General features: G+C 74.8%; 12 protein-coding genes. 8 read left to right on the top strand and 4 right to left on the bottom strand.

Going from position 1 to position 17,517, the window contains the following annotated elements; genetic code table 11:
• Positions 1 to 37 precede the first annotated feature (37 nt).
• Together K415_RS0113585 and K415_RS21940 are read left to right on the top strand one after the other, a co-directional pair.
• Positions 38 to 1,237, top strand: a complete 1,200-nt coding sequence (locus tag K415_RS0113585) for an LCP family protein (protein ID WP_024287592.1) — start codon at positions 38 to 40, stop codon at positions 1,235 to 1,237.
• 268 nt (positions 1,238 to 1,505) lie between these two features.
• A complete protein-coding gene (locus K415_RS21940) occupies positions 1,506 to 2,759 on the top strand; it encodes an LCP family protein (protein WP_024287591.1) in 1,254 nt (417 codons plus the stop codon).
• 41 nt (positions 2,760 to 2,800) lie between these two features.
• Here K415_RS21940 and purE read toward each other — a convergent pair whose 3' ends face one another.
• Both purE and K415_RS0113570 read right to left on the bottom strand, forming a co-directional pair.
• Complete coding sequence (purE, locus tag K415_RS0113575; RefSeq protein WP_024287590.1) at positions 2,801 to 3,376, bottom strand: 5-(carboxyamino)imidazole ribonucleotide mutase; 576 nt, start codon at positions 3,374 to 3,376, stop codon at positions 2,801 to 2,803.
• Positions 3,373 to 4,497, bottom strand: a complete 1,125-nt coding sequence (locus tag K415_RS0113570) for a 5-(carboxyamino)imidazole ribonucleotide synthase (RefSeq protein WP_051480940.1) — start codon at positions 4,495 to 4,497, stop codon at positions 3,373 to 3,375. The genes purE and K415_RS0113570 overlap by 4 nt, the downstream gene beginning before the upstream one ends.
• A 107-nt stretch (positions 4,498 to 4,604) precedes the next feature.
• Between K415_RS0113570 and K415_RS0113565 the strand changes: the two genes are divergently transcribed.
• Positions 4,605 to 5,063, top strand: a complete 459-nt coding sequence (locus K415_RS0113565; RefSeq protein WP_024287588.1) for a GtrA family protein — start codon at positions 4,605 to 4,607, stop codon at positions 5,061 to 5,063.
• Positions 5,064 to 5,099: 36 nt separating this feature from the next.
• On the opposite strand, the gene K415_RS0113560 is transcribed toward K415_RS0113565, so the two are convergent.
• A complete protein-coding gene (locus K415_RS0113560; protein ID WP_024287587.1) occupies positions 5,100 to 6,440 on the bottom strand; it encodes an ATP-binding protein in 1,341 nt (446 codons plus the stop codon).
• Positions 6,441 to 6,453: 13 nt separating this feature from the next.
• Positions 6,454 to 7,137: a response regulator transcription factor gene (locus tag K415_RS0113555; protein WP_024287586.1), complete on the bottom strand. Its 684-nt coding sequence runs from the start codon at positions 7,135 to 7,137 to the stop codon at positions 6,454 to 6,456.
• Between the two features lie 128 nt (positions 7,138 to 7,265).
• On the opposite strand from K415_RS0113555, the gene K415_RS0113550 reads away from it, so the two are divergent.
• From K415_RS0113550 to K415_RS0113530, 5 genes are all read left to right on the top strand, one after another.
• Positions 7,266 to 8,522, top strand: coding sequence for a sensor histidine kinase (locus tag K415_RS0113550; RefSeq protein WP_024287585.1), 1,257 nt, complete (start codon positions 7,266 to 7,268; stop codon positions 8,520 to 8,522).
• Positions 8,523 to 8,533: 11 nt separating this feature from the next.
• Positions 8,534 to 9,253, top strand: a complete 720-nt coding sequence (locus tag K415_RS0113545; protein ID WP_024287584.1) for a response regulator transcription factor — start codon at positions 8,534 to 8,536, stop codon at positions 9,251 to 9,253.
• 147 nt (positions 9,254 to 9,400) lie between these two features.
• Positions 9,401 to 10,213 carry an ABC transporter ATP-binding protein gene (locus K415_RS0113540; protein WP_369795229.1) on the top strand — a complete coding sequence of 271 codons (813 nt, stop codon included), beginning with the start codon at positions 9,401 to 9,403 and terminating at the stop codon, positions 10,211 to 10,213.
• Positions 10,213 to 12,921 (top strand): ABC transporter permease, encoded by a 2,709-nt coding sequence (locus K415_RS0113535; RefSeq protein ID WP_024287582.1) that lies wholly within the window; start codon positions 10,213 to 10,215, stop codon positions 12,919 to 12,921. The genes K415_RS0113540 and K415_RS0113535 overlap by 1 nt, the downstream gene beginning before the upstream one ends.
• Before the next feature lie 142 nt (positions 12,922 to 13,063).
• Entirely contained in the window at positions 13,064 to 17,512 is a 4,449-nt protein-coding gene (locus tag K415_RS0113530; protein ID WP_024287581.1) for an FtsK/SpoIIIE domain-containing protein, read from the top strand.
• Positions 17,513 to 17,517 lie beyond the last annotated feature (5 nt).

Raw genomic sequence — 17,517 nt, 5'->3', positions numbered from 1 at the left:
CGAACGACACCACCGCGTCCTGCAGGGATCGGCTCTCGTGGCGATCGGCGCGCTGTCGTTCGTCGGCACGGGTGCAGCGACGGCGTACGTGCGGCTGCAGAACAACATCGAGGGCGTCGACATCGAGCACCTTCTCGGCGACGACCGCCCCGAGGTCGTGGCGACACCCGACCCCGACGACCCCAACCAGGGGATGCCCGTCAACATCCTGGTGCTGGGCACCGACTCTCGCGTCGGCAGCGAGGCCGTGGTGGCCGACGGTGAGGAAGGCCAGCGGTCCGACACGACGATCGTCATGCACATCTCGGCCGATCGGCAGCGCGTCGAGCTGGTCTCGATCCCCCGTGACTCGCTGGTCGACATCCCGGACTGCACCCGCGAGGACGGTTCGACCTCGCGGCCCCAGGACTACGCGATGTTCAACTCGGCGTACTCGATCGGCGGGCAGTCCGGCCTGGTGTCCGATGCCGCCGCGTGCACCCAGCGGACCGTCGAGCAGAACACCGGGGTCCGGATCGACCACTTCATCGTGGTCAACATGTCGGGCTTCGTGAACATGGTCGACGCCGTGGGCGGCGTGCCCATGTGCATCCCGGAGGAGGTCTACTCCCCCAAGGCCAACAACCTGCACCTGCAGGCCGGTCTCCAGCGGCTCGACGGTGTCACCGCGTTGTCCTACGCCCGTGCACGGACCGGCACCGGCCTCGGCGACGGCTCGGACACCAACCGGATCGGCCGCCAGCAGGAGCTGCTCGCGGCGACCGCGCGCGAGGTCCTGTCGAAGAACCTGCTGACCGACGTGCCCGAGCTCATGCGCTTCCTCACCGCCGCGACCCAGTCGCTCACGGTCAGCAGCGGGCTGTCCTCGATCACCGACATGGCCGGTCTTGCGCTCAGCCTCAAGAGCCTCGGCAGCGGCGGCATCACGTTCCTGACGGTGCCGTGGGTGCCGGCGCCGACCGACGCCAACCGCGTCGTGTGGACGGACGAGGCCGATCTGGTGTGGGCCAACCTCGCTGCCGACGTGCCAGTCGGGACGCAGCCGGTGGCCGCGGCCACCGACCCGACCACCGCCCCGACCGACGCCGGCGCTGCCGAACCGGGCGTGACGGACCCGGCAGCCGCCGATCCGGCAGCGACCGACCCGGCAGCGACCGACCCGGCGCCGGCCGAGACCAAGGAGCCGGGTGTCGACCCGTTCACACCGGACGACATCACCACGTCGGTCTGCGGCTGAGCCCCGTGCCACCGACCGAGGACGAGCGACGCCGGCCACCGCGTGACGGTGGCCCGCCGCCGCCGCCTGCGCCACCGCCGCGCCGGCCGTCGAGCCGGGCCCGCGCCGGTGGCACCGCCCTGCCCGCACCGCCGCCCTCCGGCCGCCCGCCCCGCCCCGAGGGGCCGCCGCCGGTCTTCGCGCCCCAGCGAGCCGGTGGCCAACGCCCCGGGGAACGGGCGACGGCACCCCGATCGTCGTCGGCCGCCCGCCCACGGCCCGCCCTGCGGTGCCCGGCCCGTCGACGCAACGCCCGCCCGCGCCGCGCCCACCCGCACCCCCGGCGACCGCGGCCGGTGCGACGCACGGGGCGCGCACCCCGGTCCGCCGCACGAGCCGCCAGCCGGGCGAGCCGACCGCCGGCCCACCGACAGCGACCCTCCCGGCCGTCCCGCGGTCATCTCGTCCGCCGAGCGCCACCCGCCCTGGGGCCGGGTCCGGGGCCGCGCCGCCGAGCGTCCGCCCCGGCGCGGGACGCCCGCCGGGCGGACCGACCACGCCGGCCGGTGGGACGGCGCTCCTGCCCAGGAGCCGGGCCTCGCGCCGCCGTCGGGCCGCCGTCGTCGTCACGCTGGTCGTCGCCCTGCTCCTGTCCTGGCCGATCGGGCTCGCCCTCTGGGCGAACGGTCGGATCGAGCACGTGGCAGCCCTCTCCGGCGCCGCCGGGACACCCGGGACCACCTACCTCCTGGCCGGCTCCGACTCGCGCGAGGACGGTGTCGTCATCGACACCGAGACCACCGGGGCGCGGACCGACACGATCATGCTGCTGCACGTACCGCCGTCCGGTCCGGCCGCCCTGATCAGCCTGCCGCGCGACACCTACGCCGAGATCCCCGGCTACGGCGGCGAGAAGCTCAACGCCTCGTTCGCCTACGGCGGGCCACCGCTCCTGGTGGCCACCGTCGAGCAGCTCTCGGGGCTGACGGTCGACCACTACGTCGAGATCGGCTTCGGGGGTGTCCAGGGCGTCGTCGACTCCGTCGGCGGCGTGGAGCTGTGCCTCGACTACGACGTCAACGAGCCGCTGAGCGGGCTGATCTGGACGGCCGGCTGCCACGTGTCGGACGGTGTGACGGCGCTCGCCTTCGCACGCATGCGGTACGCCGACCCCGAGGGCGACATCGGCCGGGCGAGGCGCCAGCAGCAGCTCATCGCGGCGATCACCGGCAAGGTCACCGAACCGTCGCTGCTGGTGAATCCCGGACAGCAGGTGAAGCTGGTGCGCGCCGGCACGAACGCCCTCGCGGTCAGCGATGGCACCGGACTGCTGGACCTCGGCCGGCTCGCCCTGGCCTTCCGCAGCGCGACCGGTCCCGGTGGCATCACCGGGACGCCACCGATCGCGTCCCTCGACTACGAGCCCGGTGGGATCGGCATGGCCGTCCTGCTGGATGCGGACCTGACCCCGGCGTTCTGGGCGGGCATCACCGCCGGGACCCTGCCCCCCGGACCCGTCGGCGGAGTCCCCGGCCTCGGCTGACCAGCGCACGCGTGCCGGACCCACCGCCCCCGATCCGGGGGTCACGGGTCCGACAGGTCATTCGGGGGGCGGGCGAAGCCGGTGGGGGCCGGGCGGCCGCCGGGGTGACGCGCGCGCAGGCGCTCACCCTTGGCGTGGGCCTGGTCGCGCAGGTCCGTCTGGAACGCGGCCATCCGCTCGGCCAGGCGAGCGGCGTCCTCGGGCGAACCGGTGCCGGCCGCGAGGATGCGGACCGCGAGCAGACCCGCGTTGCGCGCCCCGCCGACCGAGACGGTGGCCACCGGGACGCCCGCCGGCATCTGCACGATCGACAGCAGCGAGTCGAGGCCGTCCAGGTGCGCGAGCGGGACGGGGACGCCGATCACCGGCAACGTGGTGACCGCAGCGAGCATGCCGGGCAGGTGCGCAGCCCCACCGGCGCCCGCGATGATCACCCGCAGGCCGCGCGCCGCAGCCCCTCGCCCGTAGTCGATCATCTCCTGCGGCATCCGGTGCGCCGAGACGACGTCCACCTCGCACGCCACGTCGAACTCGGCGAGCGCGTCGGCCGCAGCCTGCATCACCGGCCAGTCGGAGTCCGACCCCATCACCACGCCGACCAGCGGCTGCTCGCTCATGACGTGAAGTCTCCCCGAAGTCGGGCCGCGGCGGCCAGTGCCCGGGCCCGGACATCGGCCAGGTCGTCGCCGCAGACGGTCACGTGGCCGAGCTTGCGACCAGGGCGGATGTCCTTGCCGTACAGGTGCACCCGGACCCCGTGGTCCGCACCGACGACGTCGTGCAGCGCGTCGGTGAGCCGGTCGAGGGAGCTGCCGAGGACGTTCGCCATGACCGACCACCGCGCACGGGGGGCAGGATCGCCCAGCGGCAGGTCGAGGACGGCGCGCAGATGCTGCTCGAACTGGTTGGTCACCGCGCCGTCGATGGTCCAGTGGCCGGAGTTGTGCGGCCGCATCGCGAGCTCGTTGACCAGCACGGTGCCCGGCGCCCCGTCGACCCCGGCCACCTCGAAGAGCTCGACAGCCAGGACGCCGGTGACGTCAAGGCCCTCGGCGATGCGCAGCGCCGCCTGCACCGCGGCCTGCTCGACCGCCGGGTCGAGGCCCGGCGCCGGTGCGATGACCTCCGAGCAGACGCCGTCGGCCTGGACCGTCTCGACCACCGGCCACACCCGGACCTCGCCGGACGGCCGCCGTGCGAGCAGAACAGCCAGCTCCCGCACGAAGGGCACCTTCTCCTCGGCCAGCAGCGCCGGCCCGCCGGTGCCCGCGGCGGCGAACCACTCCGCGACCTCGGCGGCGGACCGTACGACCCGCACGCCCTTGCCGTCGTAGCCCCCGCGGGAGGTCTTGACCACTGCCTCACCGCCGACCGTCTCGAGGAACGACGTCAGGGCGGCGGCATCGGGGAGCTCGGACCAGCGAGGGCACGGGACACCGAGCGCCGTGAGACCGCGGCGCATGACGATCTTGTCCTGGGCGTGCAGCAGAGCGGCGGGCGACGGGCGCACGGGGGTGCCCCCGGCCTGCACCTGGCGCAGGACGTCGGCCGGGATGTGCTCGTGCTCGAAGGTCAGCACATCGGCCCGCGGCGGGCCGGCGACCAGGTCGAGGACGGCGCGGGCCTCGCGGGGCGCTCCGACCGGTGCGTCGACCACGACCCGGGCCGCCGACGTCGACGGGCCCTCGACCAGGACCCGCAGGTGGATGCCGAGCGCCGTCGCCGCGGGCGTCATCATCCGGGCGAGCTGACCGCCACCGACCACAGCTACCACGAGCGTCACGATGGCCGAGCGTAACAACGACCGATGGGCCCGGTCGCCGCCGTCCGGCTACGCTGGTCGGCATGCGGAACCGGGTGCTCGAGCTCGCGCGCTTCGGGTCCGTCGGCCTGCTCGCCCTCGTCGTCGACGTCGGCCTGTTCAACCTGCTGAGCTTCGGCCCGGGTGAGCTGCTGGACCACAAGCCGCTGACGGCGAAGATCGTCTCCGCGACAGTGGCCACCGTCGTGTCCTGGCTCGGGAACCGCTACTGGACCTTCGCCTCGCACCGGACGACCGCCCCGACCCGTGAGCTGATCGGCTTCGCCGTCGTCAACCTGATCGGCATGGGCATCGCCGTGCTCTGCCTGGCGTTCTCGACCTACGTCCTGGGCCTCACCTCGCCGTTGGCGGACAACGTCGCGGCGAACGTCGTCGGTCTCGCGCTCGGCACGCTGTTCCGCTACTTCGCCTACCGGCACCTGGTGTTCACCGGCTCGACGGCCGTCCCGGCCGCCCTCGCCGAGGATGCCCTGACCCGCTAGCCGTACTGAGCCGGCCCGCACGCGACGTCCGGCCGGTCAACGCACCGGGCCGCGCCGCCGTCGCCAGGTCCGGCGGTTGGACACCAGAGCACCACGCGGCAGGACGACGTCCGGGTCGAGCGTCCTGGGCACACCTGCGAGGAAGATCGCGAACACCGGCGGACGTCGCTGCGCGAGCTCGAGGCGACCGCCGTCCGCAGCCACCAGGTCCCGGGCGAGCGCGAGGCCGAGTCCGGTGCCGGCGCCGGAGGTCACCTCACGCTCGAAGATGCGCGGAGCGAGGTCGTCCGGCACGCCGGGGCCCTCGTCCGTCACCTCGACGACGATGGCCCCGCTGCCACCGGAGGGTCGCGATCGCACGGTCGTCGTGCCACCGCCGTGCCTGAGCGAGTTCTCGATGAGCGTGGCCAGCACCTGTGCGAGGGCACCGGGCGTCGCCAGCACCGCGACCCGCCCGGGGACCTCCACCACGAGCCGACGTCCGGCTGCGGCGAAGGACGAGAACCACTCCTCCTCCTGCTGGTGCACGATGTCGAGCAGGTGGACCGCCTCGGTCGTGCCGCCCTGGGACCGCCGGGAGCGGGTCAGCAGGTCGTCGACGACCGTCACCAGCCGCTCGACCTGCTCGAGGGAGATCCGCGCCTCCTCGGCCACCTCCTCCTTCTCGGTGGCCGCGGTGATCTCCTCGAGGCGCATCGACAGGGCGGTCAGCGGTGTGCGCAGCTGGTGGGACGCGTCGGCGGCGAACTGCCGCTCCGCGGCGAGCCGGCCGGCCAGCCGGTCGGCGCTGCGCGCGAGCTCGGCGGCGACCAGGTCGATCTCCTCGACGCCGGAGGGCTCGAGGCGGGGGCGGACCTGTCCCGAGCCGAGCTGCTCGGCGCTCGCCGCGAGGTAGATCAACGGGGCAGCGAGCCGCCGGGCCTGCCACGACGCCATCGAGATCCCGGCCACGAAGGCGACGGTCGCGGCAGCGATCACGAGCGCGACGACGCGCGCCGTCTGCCAGAACACGTCCCACCAGGACATCGTCAGGAGCACGACGGCCCCGGAGTCCGTCCGCACGATCTGCGGGTAGCCACGCCCCTCGACCGGATCGCCCGCGCGGACCCGGGTCCCGTCGGGCAGCGCCACGGACACCGACGCGGCCAGGTACCCGTCCTTCCCGCCGACGTAGACCTCGAGCAGGTCCTCGGTCACGGGCCGGTCGGTGACCATCCGCGTCTCGACCTGCCGACCGAGCGCCGCGGTGCGGTCGGCCAGGTCGCGCAGCTCGGCGTCACGCACCAGGCGCGCACCGAAGAAGGCCAGCGGGATGCCGAGGAGGACGACGGCGACGGTGACGGCCGCGATCGTCGCCTGGAGGACCCGACGGCGCATGGGGTGCTCGCGGTCAGGGAGCGCTGGTCTCGAACCGGAAGCCCATGCCACGCACGGTGGAGATGTACCGCGGTGCGTTCGCGTCGTCACCGAGCTTGCGGCGCAGCCACGACACGTGCATGTCGAGGGTCTTGGTCGACCCGCTCGGGTCAGCTTCCCAGACCTCCCGCATCAGACCGTCACGCGGCACGACCGACCCGGCGTCACGGACCAGGACGCGCAGCAGGTCGAACTCCTTGGCCGTCAGGTGCAGCTCCCGGTCCCCCTGGAAGGCGCGGTGCGCGGCGAGGTCCATCCGGACGTCCTGGGCGACGACCTCGTCCTCCTCTGTGCCGTCGCTGTGCGTGCGGCGCAGCAGGGCACGCACCCGGGCGAGCAGCTCGGCGAGACGGAAGGGCTTGGTGACGTAGTCGTCCGCACCGGCGTCCAGGCCCACGACCAGGTCGACCTCGTCCGCGCGTGCCGTCAGGACGAGGATGGGAATGGCCAGGCCCTGGTTGCGGATCCACCGGGCGACCTCGAGGCCGTCCATGTCGGGCAGGCCGAGGTCGAGGATGACGAGGTCCGCGCCAGATGCGGAGTCGATGGCACCTTGACCTGTGCCTTGCACCACGACGTCGTAGCCCTCCCGACCCAGTGCGCGTGCCAAGGGCTCGGCAATGGCCGGGTCGTCTTCCGCCAAGAGAACCTTCGTCATGGGCCCATGCTGCCACAGGCGGCCGGGCTCCCGGCGCACCGCGCGGCGCCCGTCGTCGTCCCCTGGGGGGACCACGGCTCGACCCGGGGGCGGACGCCTGCTCCCACCGCCGGCCCTACGCTGAGCCGGTGCGGTGGTGGGAGCGCGTCAGTACCTGGGACGAGTCCCAGCGGGGTGTCGTCGACGCCATCGGGGCCCTCGGGCTCGCCCTCTTCCTGGTGCCCATCTCGTCGAGCCTGACCGACGACTCGGGCCCGATCGGACCGGGCTGGTGGGCCCTGGCGCTCGTCGTCCCGCTCGTCTGGCGTCGCACCCACCCCGCCGGATCGGCGGCGACGGTGTTCTCGGTCGCCCTCCTGCACTTCCTGCTCGGTGAGTACCTGATCGTCCCGGCCGACATCGTCGTGCTGCTGGCGCTGTACTCGGTCACCGTGCACGGCCCCGTGTGGGCCTACCGCACGGCGATCTCCGGTGCCCTGGTCGGTGCCGCCCTGCTTGCCGTTGTCGACCTGTTCAGCAACGGCCGGGCCGGCGCGGAGTACGGCCAGTTCTCGGCGTTCGCCCTCACCCTGATGTCGCTGAGCGTCTTCGCGTTCGCGCTCGTGCGCCGCTCGCGCCGGGAGACGATCGACTCCCTGGTCGACCGCGCGCACCGCCTGGAGATCGAGAGCGACCAGAAGGCGCAGCTCGCCACGGCGGCCGAGCGCACCCGGATCGCGCGCGAGATGCACGACATCGTCGCGCACTCGCTGTCGGTGATCATCGCCCAGGCCGACGGGGGCCGGTACGCAGCTGCCCAGGACCCGACCGCGGCGACCCGCTCGCTGATGACCGTCGCCGAGACCGGCCGGGCGGCGCTGGCCGACATGCGCCGGCTGCTCGGCGTGCTGCGCCCCGAGCAGGGCGCACCGACGGCACCCGAACCGCCGGGGGTGCCCGCCGGCGGCGGCCGGGTCGGCGGAGCCGTCACCGACCTGAGCCCGCAGCCCGACGTCGCCGACATCGAACTGCTCGTCGAACACATCCGCGGCAGCGGCGTGCGGACCTCGCTCGTGCGGATGGGGACGCCACGGCGGCTCCCGCCGGGTACCGGTCTCACGGTCTTCCGGATCTGCCAGGAGTCCCTGACCAACGTCCTCAAGCACGCCGGACCTGCGCCGACGGCGACCGTCCTGCTGCAGTGGACCGCAGCCTCGCTCGTCCTGGAGGTCAGCGACGACGGACGGGGCGCAGCGGCCGGGACCGACGGCGCCGGCCAGGGTGTGCTCGGCATGCGGGAGCGGGCTGCGATGCTCGGGGGCACACTGACCGTCGGACCACGTCCGGGTGGCGGCTACCGGGTGCGCGCGGAGATCCCGCTGCCCAGGATCGAGGAGCACTCATGACGGACGACCCGATGACCGAGCCGACGGCGCCACCGATCCGCGTCGCCCTCGTCGACGACCAGCAGCTCGTCCGCGCAGGCTTCCGGATGGTGATCGACTCCCAGCCCGACCTGGAGGTCGTCGTCGAGGCCGGCGACGGCCTCGAGGCGCTGCGCCGGCTCGCGCTGGTCCAGGCCGACGTCGTGCTGATGGACGTCCGGATGCCGAACCTCGACGGGCTCGCGGCCACCGCGCGCCTGACCGACCCGAGCACACCGCTCGCGCCGGGCGCACCCGGTGCGACGCGCACGGTCCCGCGCGTCGTGGTCCTGACGACCTTCGACCTGGACGAGTACGTGCTGGCCGCCATCCGGGCCGGTGCGAGCGGGTTCCTGCTCAAGGACGCCCCGCCGGAGGAGATGCTCGCAGCCATCCGGACCGTGCACGCCGGCGACGCGGTCATCGCGCCGTCGAGCACGCGTCGCCTGCTCGAGCACCTGGTCACCGTCCTGCCCGACTCGGACCCGGCCACCCCGCACCCGGGCCTGGCCGAGCTCACCGACCGCGAGCGCGAGGTGCTGGTCCTGATGGCGCGCGGCAGGTCCAACACCGAGATCGGTCGTGACCTGTTCGTCGCCGAGGCGACCGTCAAGACGCACGTCGGGCGGATCCTCTCCAAGCTCGCGGCACGCGACCGCGTCCAGGCCGTCGTGACCGCCTACGAGAGCGGTCTGGTCCGGCCCGGATCCTGACGTCCCGGGCGAACCCCGCCGGCGCAGCCCTCCCACCACAGGATGACGGCGCGCGGGGCAGGACCATGCCGGGGCGCGATGCCGCCGCTCGTGCGGCGTCCGTACGGTCGTCCTGAACCTGACACCGACCTGACCTGGAGCAGCCCCGTGGACCTGACCACGACCTCGCCGAAGTCCGAGCCGCCGACGACCGTGACCACCCCCGCAGGCCCGGCCACCGCCGTCCGCGCCCGCAGCCTGACCAAGGTCTACGGCACCGGCGAGGCCGAGGTCCGGGCCCTGGACGCGGTCGACGTCGACTTCGCCGCGGGCGCCTTCACCGCGATCATGGGCCCGTCCGGGTCCGGCAAGTCGACCCTGATGCACCTGCTCGCCGGACTCGACTCGGCGACCTCGGGCACGGCGTACGTCGGCGACACCGAGATCACCTCGATGGACGACAGGTCGCTCACCCGGTTGCGCAGGGACCGGGTCGGCTTCGTCTTCCAGTCCTTCAACCTGCTGCCCATGTTCACCGCCGAGCAGAACATCACGCTCCCGCTCGAGCTCGCCGGCACGACGGCCGACCCGGCCTGGCTGGAGACGCTCGTGACGACGTTGAGCCTCGCCGACCGGCTCACGCACCGGCCGAGCGAGCTCTCCGGTGGCCAGCAGCAGCGCGTCGCGATCGCCCGCGCCCTGATCGCCAAACCCGACGTCGTCTTCGCCGACGAGCCCACCGGCAACCTGGACTCCCGGGCCGGGGCCCAGGTCCTCAGCTTCCTGCGGCGATCGGTCCGCGAGCTCGGCCGGACGGTCATCATGGTCACCCACGACCCGTCGGCGGCTGCCTATGCCGACCGTGTCGTGCTGATCGCCGACGGGCGGATCGCCGGGGACATCACCGACCCGACGCCGGAGTCGGTGCTCGCCGGCCTCGACGCCCTGCGCTCGCTCGACGAGCCGGCGACGGTCCGCTGATGCTGCGTCTGACCCTCGCCCAGATGCGACGGAGCCTCGGCCGGCTGATGGCCGCCGGGATCGCGATCTGCATCGGCACCGCCTTCGTCGCCGCGACGCTGCTGGCCGGCAACGCGATCACCCGCACGACCTACGACGCCGTGACGACCGGCTACGGCGACGCCGACCTCGTGGTCAGCGAAGGCGAGATCACCGACCCGACGCTCGCCTCGGTGGCACAGGTCCCCGGCGTCGACGCGGTGCACGGCTACCTGGAGACCGGGATCGAGCTCGCCGGCCCGAGCGGGCAGACGTACGTCCAGGTGACAGCGCTCGCGGCCTCGCCGGACCTGCAGACCGCCGATCTCGCCGACGGGACCTTGCCGGCCCGGGCCGGCCAGATCGCGCTCCCGTCGGACGCCGCGACCCTGCTCGGGGTCGAGGTCGGCGACACCGTGCAGTCCACCGAGACGTCGTGGCGCGTCGCCGACGACGGGAAGGAGGCCACCGAGGCCAGAGCCGGCACGCTCGAGGTGGTCGGCCTGCTGGACGTCTCGGCCGCCGCCTTCCTGAGCACCGGTGGCGTCGCCGTCGTCGTCCCGGCCCAGCTCGAGTCCTGGTCGGCGTTCCAGAACCTCGGCGACCCGTACTACTGGTACGCCCTGGTGGCCGTCGCCGACGGCACCTCGGCGACCGCCGTGCGGGACGCGCTGGGCGACGCCCTGCCGCACAGCCAGCTGGCGATCCGCACCATCGACGAGCAGGCCAAGGAGACCACCGCCCAGCTGACCGGCAGCGCTGACGTGTTCACCGCGATCGTGCTCGGGTTCGCCGCGGTGGCGCTGCTCGTCGCGGCCCTGGTGATCGCCAACACGTTCCAGGTCCTCGTCGCCCAGCGCACCCGCACGCTCGCCCTGCTGCGCTGCGTCGGCGCCGACCGCGCCCAGCTGCACCGCTCGGTGATCCTCGAGGCCCTGATCCTCGGGGCTGCCGCCTCCCTCGCAGGTTTCGTGCTGGGCACGGTCGTGGTCCAGGTCGTGCTGATGGTGCTCGCCGGCACCGGCACGGACGTCCCGCTGCCGTCCGCCGTGTCGATGACCCCGGCCGTCGTGGTGGCCCCGCTGGTCGTCGGCACGCTGGTCACGGTCCTCGCCGCCCTGTCACCGGCCCGGGCGGCGACCCGGGTCTCCCCGCTCGCCGCGCTGCGACCGTCCGACACGCCGCGGGTCAGCGACCGCTCCGGCCGGTTCCGTGCTGTCGCGTCGGCCCTGCTGACCCTCGGCGGCGGGTCCGCGCTCGTCGTCGGGATGACCCTGGCGCGGGACAGCTCGCTCATGACCGGTCTCGGGATCGGCGTGCTCGGCGGGGCCCTCTCGTTCGTCGGGGTGCTCGTCGGGTCCGTGTTCTGGGTGCCACGACTCGTCGGCTGGGCCGGTGCGCTCCTGGGGCGTCGCGGCGGGACCGCGGCGCGACTCGCCGCAGCCAACAGCATCCGCAACCCGCGGCGGACGGCTGCGACGAGCGCGGCCCTGTTCATCGGCGTCACGCTCGTGTCGATGATGGCCACCGGTGCCGCCAGCACGCGGATAGCACTCGACGAGAGCCTCGACCAGGAGTTCTCGGTCGACGTCGCCGTCGGCACCGTCGGGGACGGGATGACCATCCCGGCGCTGCCTGCCGGGATCGCCGGCCAGGTCCGCGCCATCGACGGCGTCGCGTCGGTCGCCGAGCTGACCGGCACGATGGTGGAGATCACCAGCGGCCTCGCTCCCGGCACGGACGGCGGGTTCGTCGAAGCCCGCGGTGTCGAGCCGGCGGCTGCCGGGCAGGCGCTCAAGGCGCCCGAGCAGATCGCGGGCCTCGACGACTCCACCGTGATCGTCCCCCGACAGGTCGCGTCGTGGACCGGCCTGACGACCGGCCAGGTGATCACCCTCGGGCAGCAGACGGCGACCTGGGCCGACGAGGCCGCGGCGGCCGATGCGCGGTCGGGCGAGGCCGCGAAGGTCGAGCCGCTCACCGTCGAGGACCCGGTCGGCACGGCAGGTGGGGCGGCAGGCGGGCAGGATGCCGAGCCGCCGGCCGTCGAGCAGTCCTTCACGGTCGAGGTCACCGACCTGCCCGGCTATGCCGTGGTGCTGACCCCGCGCGGGCTGGCGTCCGTCCAGCCCGACGCCCTGGTGAGCCGGCTGTGGATCCGGCTCAGCGACGACGGTGCGGCGGAGCAGGTCGTCGGCGAGATCAGCACCGTGGCGAGCGAGTCCGGCGTGGCGCTCGAGACCGTCGGCGCGGCCGTCGAGCGGGCCTTCTACCAGCGGGTCGTCAACACGCTGCTCGCCGTCGTCGTCGGGTTGCTGGGCGTCGCGGTGGTGATCGCCCTCGTCGGGGTGGCCAACACGCTCTCGCTCTCGGTGCTCGAACGGCGCCGCGAGTCCGCGACGCTCCGGGCCATCGGGCTCTCCGGACGCCAGCTGCGCAGCACGCTGGCGATCGAGGGGATGCTGATCGCCGGGGTCGGGGCGGTCGTCGGAGCCTGCCTCGGGACGTTCTACGGCTGGGCGGGAGCCCGGACCCTGCTCGGTGAGATCAGCCCGGTGGGCCTGACCGTGCCGTGGCGCGACCTCGGCCTGGTGATGACCGTCGCGCTCCTGGCCGGGCTGCTCGCCTCGGTGCTCCCCGGCCGACGTGCGGCCCGGACCTCGCCGGTCGAGGCGCTCGCCGTGGAGTGACTTGCCGTGACGTGCCGTGACGTGCCGTGGCGGGGCGTGCGCGGGGCGTGGCGTGCGCGGTCCGGCCTGTGGGTGGTGTCGGCCTCCCCAGTGCGCCCAGACCCCGGGCGCCCGCTGCGGGTGTGACCGCCATGCTCGGCCGATGCGCTTCACCCTCGAACCCGGCGGTGACGTCGACGTCCCGGACGGGGCGACCCTCGCCGGGTGCCGCCCGGGACTCGTCCGCCTCACCGGCCGGTCGGACCTGGCTCATCTCACGCTCACCGTCGACGGCCAGGTCGTCAGTGGTGACCAGGTGGCGGGGGCGGTGCCGTGGCTCCCGGGTTCGCGTGTGCGCGTCGGCGCCGGTCCGCCCGACCCGACGATGCTGGCGACGACGGCGCCATGGCACGTCGCCGTGGTCGCCGGACCCGATGCCGGCCGGATCGCCGTCCCCGGGCGCGACGGCACGGTGCGGATCGGTCGCGGGCCGTCGACCGGGGACGTCCGCGGCCACCTCGCCGTGGAGGACCCGACGGTCTCCCGCGAGCACGCACGGGTGCGCCGACGCCGACGACGGGCCGGACGCCCGGCTCGCTGGCACGCCGACGACCTCGGCTCGGCGAACGGCACCACGGCGCTGCGGGCCCAGGCGACGCCGACGCCACCTGCTCGCGGTTCTCGTGACCGGGACCGGCCGGCGAGCGGGCGTCCGGCCCGGCGCGTGCGCGCCGTCGGTCCTCGGGGCGTACGCGCGCGCGACACCGACCTCCTCGCACTCGGCAGCACGACGGTGGCGCTCCGCCGGCTCGCGGACCTCGACCACCCCGGGGAGCACGGCCACCGGTCGGCTCGCGGCAGCCGCGAACCGACCCGTGCCGGGCCGGCCGCTGCCGGACCACCCGCAGCGTCCGCCGTCACGTGGTTGGTGCCGGCGGTCGCCTCGGCGGCCCTCGCGGTCGCCACCCGCAATCCCGTGTTCCTCGTCATGGCACTCGGCGGTCCGCTCTCGATCGCCCTGCCGGCGCTCGTGGGCTGGGTGCGACGGCAGGCGGGCCACGGACCGCGTGCCACCGCTGACCCGGCCGACGGTGGCCCGGCAGTCGGCGGCCCGGCCGTCGGCGACGTCTGGGGCGGCGCGCCCGGCAGTGCACCGGATGGTGTACCCCGCGGTCTCACGACGGGGGGCAGGCGCGGCGCGCCCGGTGCCGGTGCGCGGCGACGGCCACCCGCCACCGACCTCGGACCCGACCCGGCCGCGACGTCCGTCCGGCTGGCCCTGGTGGCGCAGCGGCACCCGCCGGAGCCCGGCTGGACCGAGGGACCCGTCGGCGCAGATGCGGGCCCCGGTGCCGGCCCGCTGCCCGGTCCCGGTGCCGGGCCGCTGCCCTGGTGGCGGCTCGCCCAGGAGGGCCTGGCCGTCGTCGGACGACGCGAGGACGCGCTCGCGGTCACCCGCGCCCTGCTGGGTGCGGCCCTCCTGGACGACGGTGTGCTGCTGTCGGTGCTGCACCGGCGCGAGGCAGACGCCGAGTGGGCCTGGTGCCGATGGCTCGAGCGGCGCATCGGCCCGGCGCCCGCGGCGTGGGTCGCCCGGGACGCGGCCGGCGCCGTGCGGGTCCTCGAGCGCGCGTCCGGGAAGCCGATCCTCCTGGTCAGTGACCGGGGCGCGCCGTGGCGGGTGGTGCTCAACCGGTGGTGGGTGGCGCGCCGCGGTCAGGGCACCGCCGTCCTGCTCGTCGAGGACACGGCGGCGTCGGTCCCCGGCTGGTGCCGCTGGGTCCTTCGGGTGCGCGCGGACCAGGAGGTCGGCCAGGTCGGCCTTGCCGCCGTCCTCGACGGACCCGGCGGGTCGCGAGACGTGCGCGTCCCCTGCGCGCCGGACCGCTGGATCGAGGACCACGCACGCCGGGTCGCGGCACGGGACGGGATCCGGCGCCCGGTCGACGAGCTGCCCCGCCAGGTCGCGCTCGCGGACCTGGGGCTTCCCGGTGACGTGCCGGCCCTGCTCCGGGCCTGGGGGCAGGTGCAGCCTGACCAGGGCGTCCAGGTCGGCGACGGGTCCGGTCGTCGCGGAGCCATGGGCCGGGTGGTCGACGACCGGGTCGGCCTGCGCACCCGACCGCTGACGGGGCTCGTCGCGACGATCGGCAGGTCGTCGGGCAGCGCTGCCGAGCCGGTGACGCTCGACCTGCTCGCCGAAGGCCCGCACACCCTGGTCGCCGGGACGACCGGTGCAGGCAAGTCGGAGCTGCTGCAGTCCCTCGTGCTCAGCCTCGCCCTGCGACACCCACCCACCGAGCTCGCGGTCGTGCTCGTCGACTACAAGGGCGGGGCGAGCTTCGGCAGCTGCAAGGACCTGCCGCACGTGATCGGCCAGGTGACGGACCTCGACCCGGTCGAGGCGGCTCGTGCGCTGGGCGGGCTGCGCGCCGAGCTCAGCCGGCGTGAGCGCCTCCTCGCCGAGGCCGTGGTCGCGGACCTCGAGACGCTGCGCACGAGGCTGGCGGGGCGGCCCGGCGGTGCCGCGCCACCACGGCTGCTCGTGGTCGTCGACGAGTTCCGGGCGCTGAGCGACGAGCTTGCCGACTTCGTCCCGGGACTGGTTCGCCTCGCCGCGCAGGGCCGGTCCCTCGGCATCCATCTCGTCCTCGCGACGCAGCGGCCCGCCGGGGCGGTCAGCGCCGAGATGCGCGCGAACGTCGCCCTGCGGATCTGCCTGCGGGTGACCGATGCGGCGGACTCCACCGATGTCGTCGAGGTCGCCGACGCCGCCACGCTCCCGGTCGACCGACCGGGTCGCGCACTCGTGCGCCGGGGCCCGGCAAGGCCCGAGCTCGTCCAGACGGCGTGGGCTGCGCTACCGCCGGACCGGCACGCCGGACCGGGTTCCGGGCCGTCGGTCCGCTGGGCGCCCGGCTGGGACCGCTTCGGCAACGATCGCGGCGTCCGGTACGGGGGTGAGCACGCGAACGAGAGACCGGGCGAGCACGCAGGTGAGCGGAGCGACGATCCCGGCAGCCGTCCGCCTCGCTCGGCCGACCACACCCTGGAGCTGGTCCGGATGGTGCAGCAGGCGGCCACGGCGGCCGGCGCACAGGCTCCCGCGGCGATCTGGCTGCCGCCGCTGCCGTCGACGGTCCGCGCGCAGGACCTGCTCGAGCAGGTGCGGGCGGGTGCGCACGAGCCGACGAGCCAGGACGCGGGTCTTCTCATCGGCCTGACCGACCTGCCGGCCGACCAGGCTCGGGGCCTGGTGCGCTGGGACGGGCGCAGCGGCGCGCTCGTCGTCGCGGGACGACCGGGCTCGGGCCGGACGACGGCGCTGCGCAGCGTGGTGCACGCCGCGCTCACCGCCGGTCGACACGTGCACACGATCGGGCTGGCCGCACCGGCGCAGCATCCGGGCGTCGGCACGGTGGTCGGTGCTGACGACCCGCGTCTCGTGGCCCGCCTGCTCGGGCTGCTGTGCGCCGGCCGGCACGAGCCTCCGTGCCTGCTCGTGGTCGACGACGCGGGCACGGTGCTGCGCGCCCTGGGTCGGCTCCCCCGCGGCGCAGGAGCCGAGCTTCTGGAGCAGACCGTCCGCGACGGGCGGCATCACGGTCTCGCCGTCGCCGTCGCCGGCGCGCCCGGTGAGGTCCTGCGGCTCCTGCCGCATGCTGCACAGCGGATCGTGCTGGCCGTCGGCGACCCGTCCGACGCGGCGATGCTCGGGGTTCCGCGGGACCTGGCGACCGGGCGTGGTGGCCCCGGACGAGGCGTCCACCTCACCGCGCTCGGTGCCGCACGGTGCCAGGTCGCCCTGCCTGCCGACATCGAGCCGTGCGCCGACACGCGGGCACCGGCCGACGTCGGGCCGACCCCGCCGGTGCCTGGCGCCCCGCTCCGGCTCCGCCCGCTGCCGGTCCGGGTCCCTCGCGATCCCGTGGGCTCGACCTGCGGGCCGGGCGGCCCGGACCTCGTCGAGATCGGCCGCGGCGGCGACGACGGCGGCCCCGTGCTCATCGACGCCACGGTCGGAGCGCTGGTCGTCGGACCACCTCGGTCGGGACGGTCCACCGCGCTCGCCACCCTCGCACCGGCGCTGCACCGAGCCGGCTGGCTGGTCGGGGTCGTGGCGCGCGGCGGGCCGCTCGCCGACGTCGATCCGCGGACCGTGTCCGACGTGGCCCGGAGCACGGTGCAGGCCCGCGACCTGCTCGACCGGCTGGCGACCGGAGTCACCGGCCGTCCGCGGCTCCGTCGAGTGGTCCTGGTGGACGATCTCGAGCACCTGGCCCGGGTCGACCCCGCCCTCGACGAGCTCCTGGCGAGCTGGGTGATCACCGCCGAGGCGGGTGAGACCTCAGTGCCCCGGGTGATCGGCGCGACGCGGACCGATCGCGCCGCGGCGGCCTACCGTGGGGCAGCTGCCGCGCTGCGCAGCGCTGCGCCGGTGCTCGTCCTCGCTCCCCTGACCGCCGGGTCGCAGGACGTGGCCGGCGTCGATCTCTCCCTGGCCGTCGACCCGGACCATCCGAGCCGCGCGGGCCTCGGCGTCCTGGTCCACCGCGGCCACGTCACACCGGTGCAGGTGGCCGGCCCCGCACCGCCCGTGCCCGGTGGCTGACCGGC

The organism is Cellulomonas sp. KRMCY2 (genome assembly GCF_000526515.1).
Classification (GTDB): domain Bacteria; phylum Actinomycetota; class Actinomycetes; order Actinomycetales; family Cellulomonadaceae; genus Actinotalea.
Note: the sequence above shows the minus strand (reverse complement) of the source record. Positions and strands in the feature narration are given on the sequence as shown.